This window comes from Burkholderia contaminans, assembly GCF_029633825.1.
GTDB classification, from domain to species: Bacteria; Pseudomonadota; Gammaproteobacteria; order Burkholderiales; family Burkholderiaceae; genus Burkholderia; species Burkholderia contaminans.
The window spans coordinates 2,715,471-2,734,331 of record NZ_CP090641.1; the positions used below are offsets into that span (position 1 = coordinate 2,715,471).

Here is an 18,861-nt window from a genome sequence, read left to right on the forward strand (position 1 = left end):
CGTCAGGTCAGGGTGTCGGCACGCGGGCGGCGTGCGTCGCGACATCGGGTGAAGGGAGGCGGCGCGCGGCGTTCGGTGCCGCGCGCCACGGAATCAGTAGCGCAGGTTCAGCGACGGCAGGCGCGTGATCGGGATGCCCGCGTCGTGCGGCTTCGGCGACGTGTCGGGCGTCGAGCTCATCTGGTAGCGCGTGCCGAAGTTCGACTTCACGTCGATCTCGACCGGTTTGCCGCGATCACGGTACTCGGTGACTTCGGTGCCGTTCTTGCTCTTTTCGTGGAAGCTCGGCGTGCGGCGGATGTCGGCGAAGTCGACTTTCGACGTGACTTCGGCGCCCGGCCGGTTGATCTTGCGGAGATCGGGCAGGCCGGCGGCCTCGTTGGCCTCGGCCCGAGCCTGCGCGTCGGCGTCAGGCGTGCCGCCGGCGGCGTAAGCGACGCTGGCGGCGGCAAACGCGGCGGCAGCGGCGACGAGAATGAGCGGCTTCATGATGAGTCTCCAGTGAACCCACCGATTTTAGCAAATACTGCGCCCCATCCGGCCCTCGCGTGCGTAGGGGCAGCCATAAGGGCGACCGGGTTCCGTGGTAATGTCGTCGGATCAGACGAGGTGATGAAAATGAAGAACGATTTGAGCCGCCGGCACCGAGTGCTGTCGCCCGAGAGCCCGTCAGTCGAGGCTTTCGACGATCCGATCGCCGCCGTCGCGCGGCTGTCCGCCATTTACGACACGAACACGGGCTTCCTGCGCGATGCGTTCGCCCGCTATCGCCGCCACGAATCGATTACCGAGCACGTGCGCGCGTGCTACCCGTTCGTACGGATCCGCACCGACGTCAACACGCATGTCGATTCACGCCGCTCGTATGGTTTCGTCGCGGGCCCCGGCGTATTCGAGACGACGGTCACGCGCCCCGATCTCTTTGCGAACTACTATCGCGAGCAACTGCGCCTGCTGGCGAAGAACCACCATGTGAAGATCGAGATCGGCGTGTCGTCGCAGCCGATTCCGATCCATTTTGCGTTTCCGGAAGGCATTCATCTCGAGGGCGAGCTCGATCGCGACCGCCTGCTCGCGATGCGCGACATCTTCGACACGCCCGACCTGTCGTATCTCGACGACCGCATCGTCAACGGCACGTTCGAGCCGGCGCCGGGCGAGCCGCATCCGCTCGCGCTGTTCACGGCCGCGCGCGTCGACTTCTCGCTGCACCGGCTGCGCCACTACACGGCGACGTCGCCCACGCATTTCCAGAACTACGTGCTCTACACGAACTACCAGTTCTACATCGACGAGTTCGTGAAGCTCGGCCGCACGGTGATGACGGAGAGCGACGATCCCGAGGTGCGTGCATACCGGAGCCAGTACAGCTCGTTCGTCGAGCCGGGCGATGTCGTCACCTACAACGCGAACCTCGGCAGCGAGCCGGTCGAGGGCGCCGCGCCGCCGCGCCTGCCGCAGATGCCCGCGTATCACCTGAAGCGCGCGGACGGCAGCGGGATCACGATGGTCAACATCGGCGTCGGCCCGTCGAATGCGAAGACGATCACCGACCACATCGCGGTGCTGCGTCCGCATGCGTGGGTGATGCTCGGTCACTGCGCGGGGTTGCGCAACACGCAGCGTCTCGGCGACTACGTGCTCGCACACGGTTACGTGCGCGAGGATCACGTGCTCGATGCCGACCTGCCGCTGTGGGTGCCGATTCCGGCGCTGGCCGAAGTGCAGCTCGCGCTCGAGCGCGGGGTGGCCGACGTCACGCAACTTGATGGCGTCGAGCTGAAGCGCGTGATGCGTACGGGCACGGTCGCGAGCGTCGACAACCGCAACTGGGAGCTGCGCGACCACCGCGAGCCGGTGCAGCGGCTGTCGCAGAGCCGCGCGATCGCGCTCGACATGGAAAGCGCGACGATCGCCGCGAACGGCTTCCGTTTCCGCGTGCCGTACGGCACGCTGCTGTGCGTGTCGGACAAGCCGCTGCACGGCGAGCTGAAATTGCCGGGCATGGCCGATACGTTCTATCGCGGGCAGGTCGACCAGCATTTGCAGATCGGCGTGAGGGCGATGGAGATCCTGCGCACGAACGGGCTCGACAAGCTGCATAGCCGGAAGCTGCGGAGCTTCGCGGAAGTGGCGTTCCAGTAACCTCGACGGCACCACCCGCGCCCACAACGGCAAAGGCCGCACGCGAATGTTGGTTCGCGTGCGGCCTTTTGTTTTTTGCCGGTCCTTCAGTGCCCGGGCCGAATGGCCCGGCGGTCATCGGCTCAGCATTCACCCTTCTTCGCATGCCCCGGCGGGCAGTGATAGCCGCGATCGTCGTGACCGTGATGACGCTCGTGATCCTCCCACTCCCGGCGTTCCCAGTAGCGGCGGCCGTCGTAGTAACGATCGCCATGCCAGCCAACGATCACCGCGGGCGCCGGAGCAACCACGACGGGCGCAGGCGCGACGACGACCGGTGCGGGCGTGCCGATGTTGACGTCGACGTTGACGGCGTGGGCGAGGCCGGACAGTGAAAGGCCGAGGCCGGCGAAGGCAAGGGCGATCAGCGAGCGTTGCATGTTCTTTTCCGTGGTGTCGTTATAAAAGGCCGGCGCGACGCGATGGAAGCGAGGGGGGCCGTTCCACCGGGGGAACGCCGCACCGACACATGCAGTGTGATAGTGCGCGACGGAAAACGCGAGGCGGGGTTGTTACGGAGAATTGGCGGTCGGCAGGCCCCGGATGCGGGCGTCGGGCCGCGTCATTTGACAATGGCGGCCTGCGTGCACGGATGATGGCGCGTGCCGCACGGCACCGGCTGCGCGGATTTGACATTCGGTGGCGCGAGGCCGCGAAGCGCGATTAATGGCGCGTTACAAATTGACGCGCGGCAGGTGACGGAATCGCCACGTCTGCCGCGCGGGTGGGGCGCGCCGGCCGTTGGGCCGGCGGTCGTCATGGATGGATTACAGGTAGAACATCCGGTCTTCTTCGGGGCGCGGCGGATGGCCTTCATCGTCCGAGCCTTCTTCCTCGCCGCTGTCCTCGTAGAACGCGAGCACCGCGTCGAGCACCTGGTCGGGATCGTCGATCACCTGCATCAGGTCCATGTCTTCCGGATTGATGAGGCCCATCGGGATCAGCTGGTCGCGGAACCACTGAAGCAGCCCCTTCCAGAACTCGCTGCCGACGAGAATGATCGGCACGAGGCGCGACTTCTTCGTCTGGATCAGCGTGAGCACTTCCGACAGTTCGTCGAGCGTGCCGAAGCCGCCCGGCATCACGATCACCGCATCCGAATTCTTCACGAACGTGACCTTGCGCGTGAAGAAGTGGCGGAAGCGCAGCGAGATGTCCTGGTAGTGGTTGCCGGCCTGTTCGTGCGGCAACTCGATGTTCAGGCCGACCGACGGTGCTTTACCGGCGTGTGCGCCCTTGTTTGCCGCTTCCATGATGCCGGGGCCGCCGCCGGAGATCACGGCGAAGCCGGCGTCGGACAGCTTGCGCGCGATCTGCGCGGCGAGCTTGTAGTGCGGCGTATCGGGTTTGAGGCGGGCAGAACCGTAGATGCTGACAGCCGGGCGGATCTCCGACAGGTACTCGGTCGCCTCGATAAACTCTGCCATAATCGTGAACATCTGCCACGATGCGCGGGCCTTCTTGGCTGTCGCGCGTTCTTGATCTGCGAGCGAACGCAGACTCGGAATCACTTTTCTCTTGTTCATAATGCCTGAAGAACGAAATCTGGAAGGTAAGACCCTGCTATTGGTTGACGGTTCGAGCTATCTGTATCGGGCTTACCATGCGATGCCTGATTTGCGTGGCCCTGGCGGGGAGCCGACCGGAGCGCTCTACGGAATCATCAACATGCTGCGCCGTATGCGCAAGGAAGTCAGTGCAGAGTATAGCGCTTGCGTGTTCGATGCAAAGGGCAAGACGTTCCGCGACGACCTTTATGCCGACTATAAGGCAAACCGTCCATCGATGCCGCCCGATCTTGCATTGCAGGTCGAACCGATCCACGGCGCGGTGCGTGCGCTCGGCTGGCCGCTGCTGATGGTCGAAGGCGTCGAGGCCGACGACGTGATCGGCACGCTCGCGCGCGAAGCCGAGCGGCACGGGATGAACGTGATCGTGTCGACCGGCGACAAGGATCTCGCGCAGCTCGTCACCGACCACGTCACGCTCGTCAACACGATGACCAACGAGACGCTCGACCGCGATGGCGTGATCGCGAAGTTCGGCGTGCCGCCGGAGCGCATCATCGACTACCTCGCACTGATCGGCGACACCGTCGACAACGTGCCGGGCGTCGAGAAGTGCGGGCCGAAGACGGCCGTGAAATGGCTGGCGCAATACGACAGCCTCGACGGCGTGATCGAACATGCGGGCGACATCAAGGGCGTGGTCGGCGACAACCTGCGCCGCGCGCTCGATTTCCTGCCGCTCGGCCGCAAGCTCGTGACCGTCGACACGGCCTGCGATCTCGCGCCGCATCTCGAGTCGATCGAGGCGTCGTTGAAGACCGACGGCGAAGCGCGCGACCTGCTGCGCGACATCTTCGCGCGCTACGGCTTCAAGACCTGGCTGCGCGAAGTCGACAGCGCGCCGGCGGAAGGCGGCGGCGCCGACGCACCGGAAGGCGAGCCGGCGCCGGTGGTGGCGGCCGACATCGTGCGCGAATACGACACGATCCAGACCTGGGAGCAATTCGACGCGTGGTTCGCGAAGATCGACGCGGCCGAGCTCACCGCTTTCGACACCGAGACGACCGCGCTCGACCCGATGCTCGCACGGCTCGTCGGCCTGTCGTTCTCGGTCGAGCCGGGCAAGGCGGCGTATCTGCCGGTTGCGCATCGCGGCCCCGACATGCCCGAACAGCTTCCGCTCGACGAAGTGCTCGCGCGCCTGAAGCCGTGGCTCGAATCGGCCGATCGCAAGAAGGTCGGCCAGCACCTGAAGTACGATGCACAGGTGCTCGCGAACTACGACATCGCGTTGAACGGCATCGAGCACGACACGCTGCTCGAGTCGTACGTGGCCGAATCGCACCGCACGCACGACATGGACAGCCTTGCGCTGCGTCATCTCGGTGTCAAGACGATCAAGTATGAAGACGTGGCCGGCAAGGGCGCGAAGCAGATCGGCTTCGATGAAGTCGCGCTCACGCAGGCCGCCGAATACGCGGCCGAAGATGCGGACATCACACTGCAGCTGCATCACGCGCTGTACCCGCAAGTCGCGCGCGAGCCGGGCCTCTTGTACGTGTACCGCGAGATCGAGATGCCCGTATCGCTCGTGCTGCGCAAGATGGAGCGCACGGGTGTGCTGATCGACGATGCGCGCCTGCAGGCGCAGAGCACCGAAATCGCGACGCGCCTGATCGAGCTCGAAGCGCAGGCATACGAACTGGCGGGCGGCGAATTCAATCTCGGCTCGCCGAAGCAGATCGGGCAGATCTTCTTCGAAAAGCTGCAGTTGCCGGTCGTGAAAAAGACGCCGAGCGGCGCGCCGTCGACCGACGAAGAAGTGCTGCAGAAGCTGGCAGAGGACTACCCGCTGCCGAAGCTGCTGCTCGAGCATCGCGGGCTGTCGAAGCTGAAGTCGACCTATACCGACAAGCTGCCGCGCATGGTGAACCCTTCAACGGGGCGCGTGCACACGAACTACGCGCAGGCCGTCGCGGTCACGGGCCGCCTGGCATCGAACGATCCGAATCTTCAGAACATTCCGGTGCGCACGGCCGAGGGGCGGCGGATCCGCGAGGCGTTCATCGCGTCGCCGGGACACCGGATCGTGTCGGCCGATTATTCGCAGATCGAACTGCGGATCATGGCGCACATCTCGGGCGACGCGTCGCTGCTGCGCGCGTTCTCGCAGGGCGAGGACATCCACCGCGCGACGGCCGCCGAGGTGTTCGGCGTGACGCCGCTGGAGGTCAATTCCGATCAGCGCCGCATTGCGAAGGTGATCAACTTCGGGCTCATCTACGGGATGAGCGCGTTCGGGCTCGCGTCGAACCTCGGCATCACGCGCGATGCGGCGAAGCTCTATATCGACCGCTATTTCGCCCGCTACCCGGGTGTCGCGCAGTACATGGAAGACACGCGCTCGGTTGCGAAGGAGAAGGGTTACGTCGAAACCGTTTTCGGCCGCCGGCTGTGGCTGCCCGAGATCAATGGCGGCAACGGCCCGCGCCGCCAGGCGGCGGAGCGCGCGGCAATCAATGCGCCGATGCAGGGCACGGCGGCCGACCTGATCAAGCTGTCGATGATCGCGGTGGACGACTGGCTCACGCGCGACAAGCTTGCGTCGCGGATGATCATGCAGGTGCACGATGAACTGGTGCTCGAGGTACCCGACGGCGAGCTGTCGCTGGTGCGCGAGAAACTGCCGGAAATGATGTGCGGCGTAGCGAAGCTGAAGGTGCCGCTGGTGGCCGAAGTGGGTGCCGGCGCGAACTGGGAAGAGGCACACTGACGCACCGTTGCGCGGCCCCCGATTCCTGCGGCATATTGTTGCAGGGATGCTGAATATCGAGATGGTTTGCTTGTGGTCAACGCGCAAGCTCCCGGACAATGCATGTCATTGACACGGGGGCAGCGCGCCCCGCGTTCCGGGATTGGAAACATCAAGTGCTTCGAACTGCACATTGATGATGTCCGAACCGGTTAATCCACCGGGTGGCGCGAATGCATCGCGTTTGCCTTGTCCGGCGGCAGCAGTTTCGAATCGCAAAGGGGGAACAGATGCATCGGATCATCATCGTAGGCGGCGGCGCGGGCGGCCTGGAACTGGCGACGCGGCTCGGCGACCGCTACGGCGCGCGCGGCAATCGTCCCGCGCGTGCGCTTGTCACGCTCGTCGACCGCAATCCGACCCACATCTGGAAACCGCTGCTGCACGAGGTTGCGGCGGGCAGCATGGACCCGTTCACGCAGGAGCTCGAATATGCGGCGCAGGCGCGCTGGCATGGCTTCGAATTCCAGCAGGGCGGGCTGACCGGGCTCGATCGCGCGGCAAAGCGCATCACGCTGTCACCCATCAACGACAGCGACGGCGAGGAACTGCTGCCTGCCCGCGAGCTGGAATACGACACGCTCGTGATCGCGATCGGCAGTACGACTCACTTCTTCGGCGTACAGGGCGCGGCGGAAAACGCGATCGCGCTCGATACGGTGGGCGAGGCCGAGCGCTTCCGCAAGCGGCTGATCGCCGCTTGCATGCGCGCCGAGCACCAGGCGCCTGCGCCTACAGCACCGGGTGAAGCGGCCGAGCCGCGCATCCAGGTCGCGATCGTCGGTGGCGGCGCGACCGGCGTCGAGCTGTCCGCCGAGCTGCGCAACACCGCGCAGGTGCTGTCGGCCTACGGGCTGCACAAGCTCGACCCGCGGCACGACGTCGGCATCGTGCTGATCGAATCGGGGCCGCGGATCCTCCCGGCGTTGCCGGAGCGCGTGTCGTCGGCGACGGCCGAACTGCTCGAGAAGATCGGCGTGCGGCTGATGCTCGCCGAGCGCGTGACCGAGGTGGCGCCCGGGGCAGTCCATACGGCGAGCGGCAAGACGGTGCGTGCCGACCTGACGGTCTGGGCCGCCGGCATCAAGGCGCCGTCCGTACTCGCCAATCTCGACGGCCTCCAGGTCAACAAGCTCGGCCAGCTCGACGTGCGCCGCACGCTGCAGACCTTTACCGACGACAACGTATTCGCGCTCGGCGATTGTGCGGCCTGTGCATGGCCCGGCAACGAGCGCAACGTGCCGCCGCGCGCGCAGGCTGCCCATCAGCAGGCGAGCTTCCTGCTGAAGGCAATCGGCTGCCGGCTCGACGGGCGCCCGCTGCCCGAATTCACCTATCGCGACCTGGGCTCGCTCGTGTCGCTCGGCCATTTCAGCGCGGTCGGCAACCTGATGGGCGGGCTGATCGGCGGCAACATGCTGATCGAAGGACTGTTCGCGCGCTTCATGTACATGTCGCTGTACCGGATGCACATCGCCGCGCTGCACGGCTATCCGCGCATGATGCTCGACACGGTTGCACACTGGCTGCGGCGCACGACACTGCCGCGCGTCAAGCTGCACTGAGCGCGCGTTCGCGCGGGAAGCGGGCGGGGAGTGCGCACGTCGTGCGTGGTCTCCGTCCGTTGCTTTTTGCGGGCAGTGGGGCGGCCATGCGTGCGCTTGACGGGCAATATCGGCCGCATGTATTGCGTTTCAATTCGCAAGCATCCGGGCGCACAACCGGGGTCGACATGCGGCTCGTTGCATTGCGATTCGACGGCCCGCCCGCGGGTTTCCGTGCTGCCGGATCAACACGCCGTAATCGAGTCTTACATATCCGACAGTTGACGCGACAACGGATTATTGGGCATCTTGTCCGGGTTTCCGTTCGCGGCGGGGTGCCAACCGCCGCGACATCCGCGCCGCGCGCCGGCGCGATGCCCCGTCATGCCGTGTCCGTGATCGTGGCGGCGGCCCCCCAATCGAGGAGTGCATTCATGTTGAAACCCGAAGTCGACAGCCTGGTTCCCCACGTTCCGTTCTCGCGTCGCAAGTTCATGCAGGCCGCGCTGGGCGGTGCCTTCGCGGCGGCCGTACTGCCCGTGTCGGCGCAGACGGTCACGACCGACAGCGACGGGCTGGACGTCGACACCGTCGAGATCCGCTCGGGCGACGCGAGCGTGCCCGCGTATCGCGCGCAGCCGAAGGACAAGACGAACCTGCCGGTCGTCATCGTGATCCACGAGATCTTCGGCGTGCACGCGCACATCGCCGATGTCTGCCGCCGCTTCGCGAAGCTCGGTTATCTTGCGATCGCCCCCGACCTTTTCGCGCGGCAGGGCAATGCGGAGAAGTATCCGACGATCAAGGATCTGGTCGATCACATCGTCAGCAAGGTGCCGGACCGGCAGGTGACCGAGGATCTCGACGCGACCGTCGCGTGGGCCGGCAAGAACGGCGGCGACCTGTCGCGTCTCGGCGTGGTCGGGTTCTGCTGGGGTGGCCGCCAGAGCTGGCTGTATGCGGAGCACAACCCGCACGTGCGTGCGGCCGTTGCATGGTACGGGTTCGTCGAAGGCAAGACGGACGAGATGACGCCGTTCAACCCGGTCGATCATGCATCGTTGCTGAAGGTGCCCGTGCTCGGGCTGTATGGCGAGAAAGATACGAACATCACGCAGGCGTCGCTCGCGAACATGCGCAAGGCGATCCAGGCGAGCGACTCGAAGCTCGCGCGCGAATCGGAGATCGTCGTGTATCCGGATGCCGGTCACGCGTTCTTTGCCGATTACCGGCCGAGCTATGTGAAGGCCGACGCGGAGGAGAGCTGGAAGCGCGCGATCGCGTGGCTCCACAAGTACGGCGTGATGTAAACGGCAAGCGGCGGCACGGGCCGCCGCTTCGTTGCGACTGCGCCGCGCCGGCGCTTACGGTGTCGGGCCGGTAGCGATCGGCCGCGACGGATCGGCGCTCCATTCGCTCCACGAGCCCGGATACAGCGACGCGCCATGCAGGCCCGCCACCTCCAGCGCAAGTGCGTTGTGGCATGCGGTGACGCCGGAGCCGCATTGCAGGATCGCGCGGTTCGGTTCGGTGCCCGCCAGCACGGCGGAAAACGCCTCGCGCAGTTCATGGCCGGTCTTGAAGCGGCCGTCGGCGGTCAGGTTGTCCTTGAAGAAGCGATTGCGCGCGCCGGGGATGTGGCCGCCCACACGATCGATCGTTTCGTTTTCACCGCGGTAGCGGTCGGGTGCGCGTGCATCGATCACGACGCGCGTGGGTGCGTTCACGTTGGCGAGTACGGCTGCCGCGTCGACCGTCGATTCGAGCGGCGCGGCTGCGCGGAAATCGCCGGCGGCCGGGTGCGGCACGTCGGTTGCAAGCGGCTGGCCGGCTGCTTCCCAGGCCTGAAGGCCGCCGTCGAGCACGGCAACCGAATCATGGCCGAGCCAGCGCAGCAGCCACCACAGGCGCGCCGCATACGCGCCGCCTTGCGCGTCGTACACGACGACCTGCTGGCCCTGCTTGAGGCCGCGGCTCGCGAGCAGCGTCGCGAGTGCGTCGCGGGTCGGTAGCGGATGGCGGCCGTTGGTGCCCGTCTTGCGGCCCGACAGGTCGCGGTCGAGGTGGAGGTACTGGGCGCCGGGGATGTGGCCGGCCGCGTACGCGGCTTCGCCGGCAGCGGGATCGACGAGATCGAAGCGGCAGTCGAACAGCGCGACGCTGCCGGGCGCCGCCGCCAGGCGCTCGGCGAGATTGGCGGCGGAGATGAGCGTGGTGTAGTGAGTGTGTGGCATGACGGCTCCCTGGAGTGCGAATGGCCTGACACTCCAAGTCTAAACAAAAAAAGACGGGCCGAAGCCCGTCTTTTCGTCTGCCGGATGCCGTGCGGCGTCAAAGCGCCGCACCGGTATCAAATGTCGCCGAGGTGGCGGCGCAGGAACTCGTGGAAGTGCTGCATGCCGTCTTCCATCGGGCTCTGGTACGGGCCGACCTGCGACTCGCCGCGGGCCATCAGCGCACGGCGGCCTGCGTCCATCCGCATCGCGATCTCGTCGTCCTCGACGGCCGTTTCCATATAGGCGGCGCGTTCCGCCTCGACGAATTCGCGTTCGAACAGCGCGATTTCCTCGGGGTAATAGAACTCGACGATGTTGGTCGTCTTCTGCGGGCCTTGCGGAATCAGCCACGACACGACGAGCACGTGCGGATACCACTCGATCATCAGGCCCGGGTAGTAGACCATCCAGATCGCGCCGAACTCCGGCGGCACGCCGTTTCGGAACTTCAGCACCTGCTCGTGCCATTTCTGGTAAGTCGCGCTGCCCGGTTTCGCGAGGGCGTTGTGCACGCCGACCGTCTGCACGCTGTACCAGTCGCCGAACTCCCACTTGAGGTCGTCGCACGACACGAAGCTGCCGAGGCCCGGGTGGAACGGGACGACGTGGTAATCCTCGAGGTAGACCTCGATGAACGTCTTCCAGTTGTAGTCGCACTCGTGCACTTCGACGTGATCGAAGAGGTACTCGGAGAAGTCGAAGTGATGCTTCGTGCCGAGATTGGCGAGGTCGCGCGCGACATGCCGGCCCTCGGCCTCGAACAGCAGCCCCTGCCAGTTCTGCAGCGGGCTCTTGCCGAGGTTCAGGCACGGCTTGTCGGGGAAGTGCGGTGCGCCGAGCAACTCGCCTTCCAGGTCGTACGTCCAGCGGTGCAGCGGGCACACGATGTTCTGCGTGCGGCCGCGCCCGTTGAGCATGATCGCCTGCCGGTGGCGGCAGACGTTCGACAGCAGTTCGATCTGGTTCGTCTGGTTACGGACCAGCACGCGGCCTTCCTTCTCGGACGGCAGCGCAAAATAATCCCCCGCCTCGGGCACCATCAACTCGTGCCCGACGTAACGAGGTCCTTTCTTGAAGAGGGTTTCGATCTCGCGCTCGAGTAGCGCCTCATCGAAGTATGCAGTGACTGGAAGCTGGCTGTGAGCCGACTTCAACTGAAGCGCGTCGCTCAGATTGGACATTCCCACTCCCGGTGTTAGCGTGAAAGCAGTGAACAACCCAACCATCGAAAAATCGATTTAGGGAAACGGGGAATTATACCCGGTTCGCCTCCCAAGGCTAGGATTAAGTGCCTGATTTGTGTCAATTTTTTGTCGGGCGGCAATCGGAAGGCGCACAATGTGTGCCGGAGATGGGGCCGGAATATGTGCCGGGTGCCCACGACGGCAGGTCGGAAAATTCTCTTTTGCCGTAGAATGTCCGACTTGTTTTGAAATTTGACACCCTCGTCCATGGCGAAAACCGCATCCCCAGGCGCCACGCCGCCCGGCAATGGTACCGAACCGTTGCCGGACAATTACGAAACGGCGCTCGCGGAACTCGAGACGCTGGTTGCACGGATGGAAGGCGGCGCGTTGAGCCTCGAGGATTCACTGACGGCGTATCGCCGCGGTGCGACCCTCGTTGCGTTTTGCCAACAGCAGCTCGAGAAAGTGGAGCAGCAGGTTCGCGTGCTCGACGGCGCGACGCTGAAGCCGCTTTCGTCCGGAACGGCCGCCACGGACGGCGAAGACGACGATCTATGACATTCGAACAATGGATGCGGTCCGTGCTGGACCGTGTCGAGGACGCACTCGGCCACTATTTGCCCGCTGAAACGACGATGCCGGCGAAACTCCACGAGGCGATGCGTTATGCGGTCCTCGGCGGCGGCAAACGCGTTCGCCCGCTGCTGTGCCATGCAGCAGGCGAACTGACCGGCGCGACGGAAGGGGCGCGCAACGCGGCGGCGGCGGCGCTGGAGATGATCCACGTCTACTCGCTCGTGCACGACGACATGCCGTGCATGGACGACGACGCACTGCGTCGCGGCAAGCCGACCGTGCACGTGCAGTATGACGAGCCGACGGCGCTGCTCGTCGGCGACGCGCTGCAGTCGCAGGCATTCGTTGCGCTGACCGACGCCGCTGCGCTGTCGCCGGTGCAGCAGGCTGCGCTCGTGCGCGAGCTGGCGCTGGCAAGCGGCTCGATCGGCATGGCCGGCGGGCAGGCGATCGACCTGGCGAGCGTCGGCCTCAAGCTGACGCTCGAGCAGCTCGAGACGATGCACCGGAAAAAGACGGGCGCATTGCTGCGCGCGGCCGTGCGGATGGGCGCGCTGGCCGGCGAAACGCCGTCCGCGGAAACGATGGCTGCGCTCGATGTGTACGCGGGGGCCGTGGGTCTGGCCTTCCAGGTCGTCGACGACATTCTCGACGTCACGACCGATTCGGCGACGCTCGGCAAGACGGCCGGCAAGGACGCGGCAAACGACAAGCCGACCTATGTATCGATCCTCGGTCTCGAGGCGTCGCGCGAGCTCGCAGCGCAACTGCGCGCCGAAGCGCACGACGCACTGAAACCGTTCGGCGCACGCGCTCAGCGTCTGGCCGAACTTGCCGACCTGGTAGTGAACCGGGTCAGCTGACGCGAAAGCCCGCCGCCGCGCACATGCTACGGTGCGTGCAACAGAATGCGGGCGCGTTTGATTTCCTACAATGGAACGACGATGTACGACTTGCTGAAAACCATCGACGACCCGGCGGATTTGCGCCGCCTCGATCGTCGCCAACTTCAACCGCTCGCGGATGAACTGCGCGCGTTCGTGCTCGACAGTGTGTCGAAGACGGGCGGCCATTTGTCGTCCAACCTCGGGACGGTCGAGCTGACGATCGCGTTGCACTACGTGTTCAACACGCCGAACGATCGCATCGTCTGGGACGTGGGCCACCAGACCTACCCGCACAAGATCCTGACGGGCCGCCGCGACCAGATGCATTCGCTGCGCCAGCAGGATGGCATCTCGGGCTTCCCGCGTCGCAGCGAATCCGAATACGACACGTTCGGCACCGCGCACTCGAGCACGTCGATCTCGGCCGCGCTCGGCATGGCGATCGGCAGTCAGCTGAACGGCGACGACCGCTTCTCGATCGCCGTGATCGGCGACGGCGCGATGACGGCCGGCATGGCGTTCGAGGCGATGAACAACGCGGGCGTGTCGGAAGATGCGAAAGTGCTCGTGATCCTGAACGACAACGACATGTCGATCTCGCCGCCGGTCGGCGCGCTGAATCGCCATCTCGCACGCCTGATGTCGGGCCGCTTCTATGCGGCTGCGCGCGCGGGCGTCGAGCGCGTGCTGAGCGTTGCGCCGCCGGTGCTCGAACTCGCACGCAAGCTCGAAGAGCACGCGAAGGGCATGGTCGTGCCGGCTACGCTGTTCGAAGAGTTCGGCTTCAACTACATCGGCCCGATCGACGGTCACGATCTCGATTCGCTGATCCCGACGCTGCAGAACATCCGCGAACTGCGCGGCCCGCAGTTCCTGCACGTGGTGACGAAGAAAGGCCAGGGCTACAAGCTCGCCGAAGCGGATCCCGTGCTTTATCACGGCCCCGGCAAGTTCAACCCGGCCGAAGGCATCAAGCCGTCGGCCACGCCCGCGAAGAAGACGTACACGCAGGTGTTCGGCGAGTGGCTGTGCGACGAAGCCGAGCGCGATACGCGTGTCGTCGGCATCACGCCCGCGATGCGCGAAGGCTCGGGCATGGTCGAGTTCGAGAAGCGCTTCAAGGATCGCTACTACGACGTCGGCATTGCCGAACAGCACGCGGTGACGTTCGCGGGCGGCATGGCAACCGAAGGCCTCAAGCCGGTCGTCGCGATTTACTCGACGTTCCTGCAACGTGCATACGACCAGCTGATCCACGACGTCGCGCTGCAGAACCTGCCGGTCGTGTTCGCGATCGACCGCGCGGGCCTGGTCGGCGCGGATGGCGCGACGCACGCGGGCGCGTACGATCTCGCGTTCATGCGCTGCATCCCGAACATGACGATCATGGCTGCGTCCGACGAGAACGAATGCCGCCAGATGCTGCACACGGCGCTGCAGCAGCCGAACCCGACCGCGGTGCGCTATCCGCGCGGCGCGGGCACGGGCGTGCCGACGGTGAAGGAATTCACCGAGATCCCGCTCGGCAAGGGTGAAGTGCGTCGCCAGACGTCGCAGCCGGAAGGCAAGCGCGTCGCAATCCTCGCGTTCGGCACGATGGTTGCACCGTCGCTCGCCGCGGCCGAGGAACTCGATGCGACCGTTGCGAACATGCGCTTCGTGAAGCCGATCGATGCGGCGCTCGTGCGTGAACTCGCCGAGACGCACGACTACGTCGTCACGGTCGAGGAAGGCTGCGTGATGGGCGGTGCGGGCTCGGCCTGCGTGGAAGCCCTGATGGAGAGTGGGGTTATCCGACCCGTACTACAATTGGGCCTCCCTGACCTGTTCATCGATCACGGCGACCCCGCGAAGCTGCTGTCGCAATGCGGCCTCGACGGCGCGGGTATCGCGAAATCGATTCGCGAACGCTTTCTGAATCCGGCGGCCGATGTCGCCGGTCAGGCGAAGCGCGTCGCATAAGCTGGCGCCGCCTGCGGGCGGTGCCGGCGCGACTGGCGCAACCGGTCTTCATTGATGCGGAAAACATGGGCCTGCGGGCCCATGTTGCTTTTCCGGCTGCCGCATGACGCGGCGTGCGCGTCGTCGAACGCGCGGCTTACAAGGATTGAACAAGATGAACCAGATGAATCCCGCCTTCGTGATGCCCGACGTGCAGAGCACGGTGGATACCCGCCAGATTCCGATTCAGCGTGTGGGCGTGAAGGCGGTCCGGCATCCGTTGACGGTGTGTACCGAAAGCGGCGACGTGCAGCCGACCGTCGGTGTCTGGAACCTCGATGTCCGCCTGCCGGCCGACCAGAAGGGCACGCACATGTCGCGTTTCGTCGCGCTGCTCGAGGAGAACCGTGCACCGCTGACGGTCGAGCGTTTCCGTGCGATGCTCGCATCGATGCTCGAGAAGCTGGAAGCCGAAGCCGGCCGCATCGAAGTGACGTTCCCGTACTTCGTGAACAAGACGGCGCCGGTGTCGGGCGTGCAGAGCCTGCTCGACTATGAAGTGACGCTCGCAGGCGAAAGCCGCAACGGCGATACGCGCCTGTTCCTGAAGGTGCTCGTGCCGGTGACGAGCCTGTGCCCATGCTCGAAGAAGATCTCGCAGTACGGCGCGCACAACCAGCGTTCGCACGTGACGATCGACGCGGAGCTCGCGGCCGACCTGCCGGTCGAGGCGCTGATCCGTATCGCCGAGGAAGAGGCGTCGTGCGAGCTGTGGGGGCTGCTGAAGCGTCCGGACGAGAAGTTCGTGACCGAGCGCGCGTACGAGAACCCGAAGTTCGTCGAGGATCTCGTGCGTGACGTCGCGCAGCGTCTCGATGCGGACGAGCGTGTGGTGGCATACGTGCTCGAAGCCGAGAACTTCGAGTCGATCCACAATCACAGCGCGTATGCGCTGATCGAACGCGACAAGCGGCAGGCTGCATAACGCCGCTGCGTTTTGTCGCGTCGATGAAAAAAGGCCGCTCAGTATCGAGCGGCCTTTCTGTTTGCCGGTGCGACGTTGCGTCGCGTGCGTGGCGCGGCTCAGCGCGCGAGCGATGCGAGATCCCAGCGCGGCTTCACCGTGAATGCGTAGTCGGCATTCGCCTGCTCGGGCCAGCGGCCGAGCCGCAATGCGCCTGCGAGCGCGATCATTGCGCCGTTGTCGGTGCAGAGCGCGAGATCGGGGTAGTGCACGTCGAAGCCGCGCTTGGCCGCGGCGGCCGACAGTGCAGCGCGCAACTGGCGGTTCGCGCCGACACCGCCCGCGACCACGAGGCGCTTGAGCTTCGTCTTCTTCAACGCGGCGAGCGACTTGGCGACGAGCACGTCGACGGCCGCATCGACGAAGCCGCGCGCGAGGTCGGCCTTCGCGCGTTCGAGGGCTTCACCTTCGAGCTTGGCAGCTTCGAACTTCTTCATCTGCGTGAGTACGGCCGTCTTCAGGCCGCTGAAGCTGAAGTCGAGGTCGCCCGAATGCAGCATCGGGCGCGGCAGCACGACCGCGCCCGGCGTGCCGGTTTCGGCGAGCTTCGACACTTCCGGGCCGCCCGGGTAGCCGAGGCCGATCAGCTTGGCCGTCTTGTCGAATGCTTCGCCGGCCGCGTCGTCGAGCGTTTCGCCGAGCGTCTCGTACACGCCGACGTCGGTCACACGCATCAGTTGCGTGTGGCCGCCGGATACCAGCAGCGCGACGAACGGGAACGGCGGCGGCTCGTCGACGAGCAGCGGCGACAGCAGGTGGCCTTCGAGGTGGTGAATGCCGACCGTCGGCTTGTTCCAGGCGAGCGCGAGCGCATTCGCGATGCTCGCGCCAACCAGCAGCGCACCGGCGAGGCCGGGGCCCTGCGTGAACGCGATCGCGTCGATGTCGTCGCGGCGCGTGCCGCTTTGCGCCATCACTTCCTCGAGCAGCGGCAGCGCGCGGCGGATGTGGTCGCGCGATGCGAGCTCGGGCACGACGCCGCCGTATTCGCGGTGCATGGCGATCTGCGAGTGGAGCGCGTGCGCGAGCAGGCCGCGCTGCGTGTCGTAGAGCGCGAGGCCGGTTTCGTCACAGGAGCTTTCGATGCCGAGAACGAGCATGGGTACGGGCAGGGCACGCCGTATCGGGCGCGCCGCAGGTAGGTCAACGTAACCGGAAAGTATAGCAGGCGAGGGCCTGCCCCCGCTGGCAGCGGCCCGGGCCGGATGCCGGGCAGGTACAATCCGCGCCATGGAAACTTATGACATCGCCGTGATCGGCGCGGGCGCTGCCGGAATGATGAGCGCCGCGGTCGCCGGGCAGCTCGGCCGCCGCGTCGTGCTGATCGATCACGCGCCGCGGCTCGCCGAGAAGATCCGCATCTCGGGCGGCGGCCGCTGCAACTTCACGAACCTGTACGCCGGCCCCGACAACTATCTGTCGTCGAATCCGCATTTCGCGCGCTCGGCGCTGGCGCGCTATACGCCGCGCGACTTCCTCGGGCTGCTCAAGCGCCATCACGTGACCTGGCACGAAAAGCACAAGGGCCAGCTCTTTTGCGACCACGGCAGCGACGCGATCATCGACGTGCTGAAGCACGAGTGCGACGCGGGCGGTATCGCGTGGCGCCGGCCCGTCGTCGTCGACGCGGTGCGCCACGCGCCGTCCGACGGCTTCACGCTCGACACGCAGCAGGCCGGGCCGATCCGTGCGCGCGCGCTGATCATCGCGACCGGCGGCCTGTCGATCCCGAAGATCGGCGCGACGGACTTCGGCTACCGGATCGCCAAGCAGTTCGGCCACAAGCTCATCGATACGCGGCCCGCGCTCGTGCCGTTGACGTTCGCGCAGCAGGACTGGGAGCCGTTCGCGGCGTTGTCCGGCGTATCGCTCGAGGTGCGCGTCTCGACCGGCGACAAGAAGCGCGGCGGCGAATTCGTCGAGGACCTGCTGCTGACCCATCGCGGCCTGTCCGGGCCCGGGATCCTGCAGATCTCGAGCTACTGGCAGCCCGGCGACCCGATCCGCGTCGATCTGCTGCCGCAGCGCGACACGGTGGCCGACCTGCTCGACGCGAAGCGCACGTCAAAGCGCCAGATCGGTTCGCTGCTCGCCGACTGGGTGCCGTCGCGCCTCGCGCATGCGTGGCTCGACACCCACCGCGTCGCGGCCGACGCGCGGCTCGCGGACCTGCCCGACAAGACGCTGCGCCAGATCGGCGACGCGCTGTCCGGCTGGACGCTGACGCCGAACGGCACCGAGGGCTACAAGAAGGCCGAAGTGACGAAGGGCGGGGTCGATACGCGCGACCTGTCGTCGGCGACGATGATGAGTGCGCGCGTACCGGGGCTGTTCTTCGTCGGCGAGGCGGTGGACGTGACGGGCTGGCTCGGCGGCTACAACTTCCAGTGGGCATGGGCGTCCGGCGCGGCGGCCGGACAGGCGGCGGCCGAGTATGCGCGCGGCGCCTGACGAGACCGGGCCGACGCCGTTTTGACGGGACCAGTCCCCGTGCCTTTAGGCAATCGCTCTGCTATACTCGGTAGTCTTTCCCTGCAAACCTTTATTCGTGTCGGATCATGACGATCATTCGCGTTAAAGAGAACGAGCCGTTCGAAGTTGCAATGCGTCGCTTCAAGCGCACGATCGAGAAGAATGGTCTGTTGACCGAGCTTCGTGCGCGCGAGTTTTACGAGAAGCCGACCGCGGAGCGCAAGCGCAAGAAGGCTGCTGCAGTGAAGCGTCATTACAAGCGCATCCGCAGCCAGACACTGCCGAAGAAGCTGTACTGAACGATTGGGCGCCGCGCGGTTCGCTGAGCGGCGCACCGGCGACTCCGTGCGATCAGGTGATCGAGAAAAGATCGAGCATGATCATGCGACCGATCAGGCGAGCCGCCGATGCCGGATTCGAGCAACCCGCTTGAGACACTGTCCCAAGCGG

At 65.7% G+C, this 18,861-nt stretch carries 16 protein-coding genes; 10 read left to right on the forward strand and 6 right to left on the reverse strand.

What is annotated here, in order from left to right; all coding sequences use genetic code 11:
- Positions 1–93: 93 nt before the first annotated feature.
- Positions 94–489: a hypothetical protein gene (locus LXE91_RS29905; protein ID WP_039358086.1), complete on the reverse strand. Its 396-nt coding sequence runs from the start codon at positions 487–489 to the stop codon at positions 94–96.
- Positions 490–618: 129 nt separating this feature from the next.
- Between LXE91_RS29905 and LXE91_RS29910 the strand changes: the two genes are divergently transcribed.
- Positions 619–2,145, forward strand: coding sequence for an AMP nucleosidase (locus tag LXE91_RS29910; RefSeq protein WP_039358351.1), 1,527 nt, complete (start codon positions 619–621; stop codon positions 2,143–2,145).
- A gap of 122 nt (positions 2,146–2,267) precedes the next feature.
- Here the strand turns inward: LXE91_RS29910 and LXE91_RS29915 are convergent, their stop codons facing one another.
- Together LXE91_RS29915 and LXE91_RS29920 are read right to left on the reverse strand one after the other, a co-directional pair.
- Positions 2,268–2,564, reverse strand: coding sequence for a hypothetical protein (locus LXE91_RS29915; protein ID WP_039358089.1), 297 nt, complete (start codon positions 2,562–2,564; stop codon positions 2,268–2,270).
- 387 nt (positions 2,565–2,951) lie between these two features.
- Positions 2,952–3,710: an LOG family protein gene (locus LXE91_RS29920; RefSeq protein WP_039358092.1), complete on the reverse strand. Its 759-nt coding sequence runs from the start codon at positions 3,708–3,710 to the stop codon at positions 2,952–2,954.
- Position 3,711: 1 nt separating this feature from the next.
- Here LXE91_RS29920 and polA point away from each other — a divergent pair, with 1 nt between their 5' ends.
- From polA to LXE91_RS29935, 3 genes are all read left to right on the forward strand, one after another.
- On the forward strand, positions 3,712–6,465 hold the full coding sequence (gene polA, locus LXE91_RS29925) for a DNA polymerase I (protein ID WP_039358095.1): 2,754 nt from the start codon (positions 3,712–3,714) through the stop codon (positions 6,463–6,465).
- 269 nt (positions 6,466–6,734) lie between these two features.
- Positions 6,735–8,069 (forward strand): NAD(P)/FAD-dependent oxidoreductase, encoded by a 1,335-nt coding sequence (locus LXE91_RS29930; RefSeq protein ID WP_039358100.1) that lies wholly within the window; start codon positions 6,735–6,737, stop codon positions 8,067–8,069.
- A gap of 413 nt (positions 8,070–8,482) precedes the next feature.
- Positions 8,483–9,358: a dienelactone hydrolase family protein gene (locus LXE91_RS29935; RefSeq protein WP_039358102.1), complete on the forward strand. Its 876-nt coding sequence runs from the start codon at positions 8,483–8,485 to the stop codon at positions 9,356–9,358.
- Between the two features lie 54 nt (positions 9,359–9,412).
- Here the strand turns inward: LXE91_RS29935 and LXE91_RS29940 are convergent, their stop codons facing one another.
- Both LXE91_RS29940 and LXE91_RS29945 read right to left on the reverse strand, forming a co-directional pair.
- Positions 9,413–10,282 carry a sulfurtransferase gene (locus LXE91_RS29940; RefSeq protein WP_039358104.1) on the reverse strand — a complete coding sequence of 290 codons (870 nt, stop codon included), beginning with the start codon at positions 10,280–10,282 and terminating at the stop codon, positions 9,413–9,415.
- A 116-nt stretch (positions 10,283–10,398) separates the two neighbouring features.
- Positions 10,399–11,505, reverse strand: a complete 1,107-nt coding sequence (locus LXE91_RS29945; RefSeq protein ID WP_039358107.1) for an aromatic ring-hydroxylating oxygenase subunit alpha — start codon at positions 11,503–11,505, stop codon at positions 10,399–10,401.
- Positions 11,506–11,775: 270 nt separating this feature from the next.
- On the opposite strand from LXE91_RS29945, the gene LXE91_RS29950 reads away from it, so the two are divergent.
- The 4 genes from LXE91_RS29950 (at position 11,776) to folE2 (ending at position 15,900) form a co-directional block, all read left to right on the forward strand.
- Positions 11,776–12,069, forward strand: coding sequence for an exodeoxyribonuclease VII small subunit (locus tag LXE91_RS29950; protein WP_027791079.1), 294 nt, complete (start codon positions 11,776–11,778; stop codon positions 12,067–12,069).
- The gene (locus tag LXE91_RS29955; RefSeq protein WP_039358112.1) at positions 12,066–12,950 is read left to right on the forward strand and encodes a polyprenyl synthetase family protein; all 885 of its coding nucleotides are present in this window, start codon (positions 12,066–12,068) and stop codon (positions 12,948–12,950) included. The genes LXE91_RS29950 and LXE91_RS29955 overlap by 4 nt, the downstream gene beginning before the upstream one ends.
- Positions 12,951–13,031: 81 nt before the next feature.
- Positions 13,032–14,936, forward strand: coding sequence for a 1-deoxy-D-xylulose-5-phosphate synthase (gene dxs / locus LXE91_RS29960; protein WP_039358114.1), 1,905 nt, complete (start codon positions 13,032–13,034; stop codon positions 14,934–14,936).
- Between the two features lie 154 nt (positions 14,937–15,090).
- A complete protein-coding gene (gene folE2 / locus LXE91_RS29965; RefSeq protein WP_006486446.1) occupies positions 15,091–15,900 on the forward strand; it encodes a GTP cyclohydrolase FolE2 in 810 nt (269 codons plus the stop codon).
- A gap of 98 nt (positions 15,901–15,998) precedes the next feature.
- Here folE2 and tsaD read toward each other — a convergent pair whose 3' ends face one another.
- Complete coding sequence (gene tsaD / locus LXE91_RS29970; RefSeq protein WP_039358123.1) at positions 15,999–17,039, reverse strand: tRNA (adenosine(37)-N6)-threonylcarbamoyltransferase complex transferase subunit TsaD; 1,041 nt, start codon at positions 17,037–17,039, stop codon at positions 15,999–16,001.
- Positions 17,040–17,169: 130 nt separating this feature from the next.
- On the opposite strand from tsaD, the gene LXE91_RS29975 reads away from it, so the two are divergent.
- The gene (locus tag LXE91_RS29975) at positions 17,170–18,390 is read left to right on the forward strand and encodes a BaiN/RdsA family NAD(P)/FAD-dependent oxidoreductase (RefSeq protein ID WP_039358126.1); all 1,221 of its coding nucleotides are present in this window, start codon (positions 17,170–17,172) and stop codon (positions 18,388–18,390) included.
- Between the two features lie 107 nt (positions 18,391–18,497).
- Entirely contained in the window at positions 18,498–18,710 is a 213-nt protein-coding gene (rpsU, locus tag LXE91_RS29980) for a 30S ribosomal protein S21 (protein ID WP_006479415.1), read from the forward strand.
- Positions 18,711–18,861: the final 151 nt, after the last annotated feature.

What these genes read in the sequence shown, in the direction of transcription:
- LXE91_RS29920 (WP_039358092.1), bottom strand. Translation starts at nt 3,710, where the DNA reads ATGAACAAGAGAAAAGTGATTCCGAGTCTGCGTTCGCTCGCAGATCAA.
- rpsU (WP_006479415.1), top strand. Translation starts at nt 18,498, where the DNA reads ATGACGATCATTCGCGTTAAAGAGAACGAGCCGTTCGAAGTTGCAATG.
- dxs (WP_039358114.1), top strand. Translation starts at nt 13,032, where the DNA reads ATGTACGACTTGCTGAAAACCATCGACGACCCGGCGGATTTGCGCCGC.
- LXE91_RS29935 (WP_039358102.1), top strand. Translation starts at nt 8,483, where the DNA reads ATGTTGAAACCCGAAGTCGACAGCCTGGTTCCCCACGTTCCGTTCTCG.
- LXE91_RS29940 (WP_039358104.1), bottom strand. Translation starts at nt 10,282, where the DNA reads ATGCCACACACTCACTACACCACGCTCATCTCCGCCGCCAATCTCGCC.
- polA (WP_039358095.1), top strand. Translation starts at nt 3,712, where the DNA reads ATGCCTGAAGAACGAAATCTGGAAGGTAAGACCCTGCTATTGGTTGAC.
- LXE91_RS29945 (WP_039358107.1), bottom strand. Translation starts at nt 11,505, where the DNA reads ATGTCCAATCTGAGCGACGCGCTTCAGTTGAAGTCGGCTCACAGCCAG.
- LXE91_RS29915 (WP_039358089.1), bottom strand. Translation starts at nt 2,564, where the DNA reads ATGCAACGCTCGCTGATCGCCCTTGCCTTCGCCGGCCTCGGCCTTTCA.
- LXE91_RS29910 (WP_039358351.1), top strand. Translation starts at nt 619, where the DNA reads ATGAAGAACGATTTGAGCCGCCGGCACCGAGTGCTGTCGCCCGAGAGC.
- LXE91_RS29955 (WP_039358112.1), top strand. Translation starts at nt 12,066, where the DNA reads ATGACATTCGAACAATGGATGCGGTCCGTGCTGGACCGTGTCGAGGAC.
- LXE91_RS29975 (WP_039358126.1), top strand. Translation starts at nt 17,170, where the DNA reads ATGGAAACTTATGACATCGCCGTGATCGGCGCGGGCGCTGCCGGAATG.
- folE2 (WP_006486446.1), top strand. Translation starts at nt 15,091, where the DNA reads ATGAACCAGATGAATCCCGCCTTCGTGATGCCCGACGTGCAGAGCACG.
- LXE91_RS29930 (WP_039358100.1), top strand. Translation starts at nt 6,735, where the DNA reads ATGCATCGGATCATCATCGTAGGCGGCGGCGCGGGCGGCCTGGAACTG.
- tsaD (WP_039358123.1), bottom strand. Translation starts at nt 17,039, where the DNA reads ATGCTCGTTCTCGGCATCGAAAGCTCCTGTGACGAAACCGGCCTCGCG.
- LXE91_RS29905 (WP_039358086.1), bottom strand. Translation starts at nt 489, where the DNA reads ATGAAGCCGCTCATTCTCGTCGCCGCTGCCGCCGCGTTTGCCGCCGCC.
- LXE91_RS29950 (WP_027791079.1), top strand. Translation starts at nt 11,776, where the DNA reads ATGGCGAAAACCGCATCCCCAGGCGCCACGCCGCCCGGCAATGGTACC.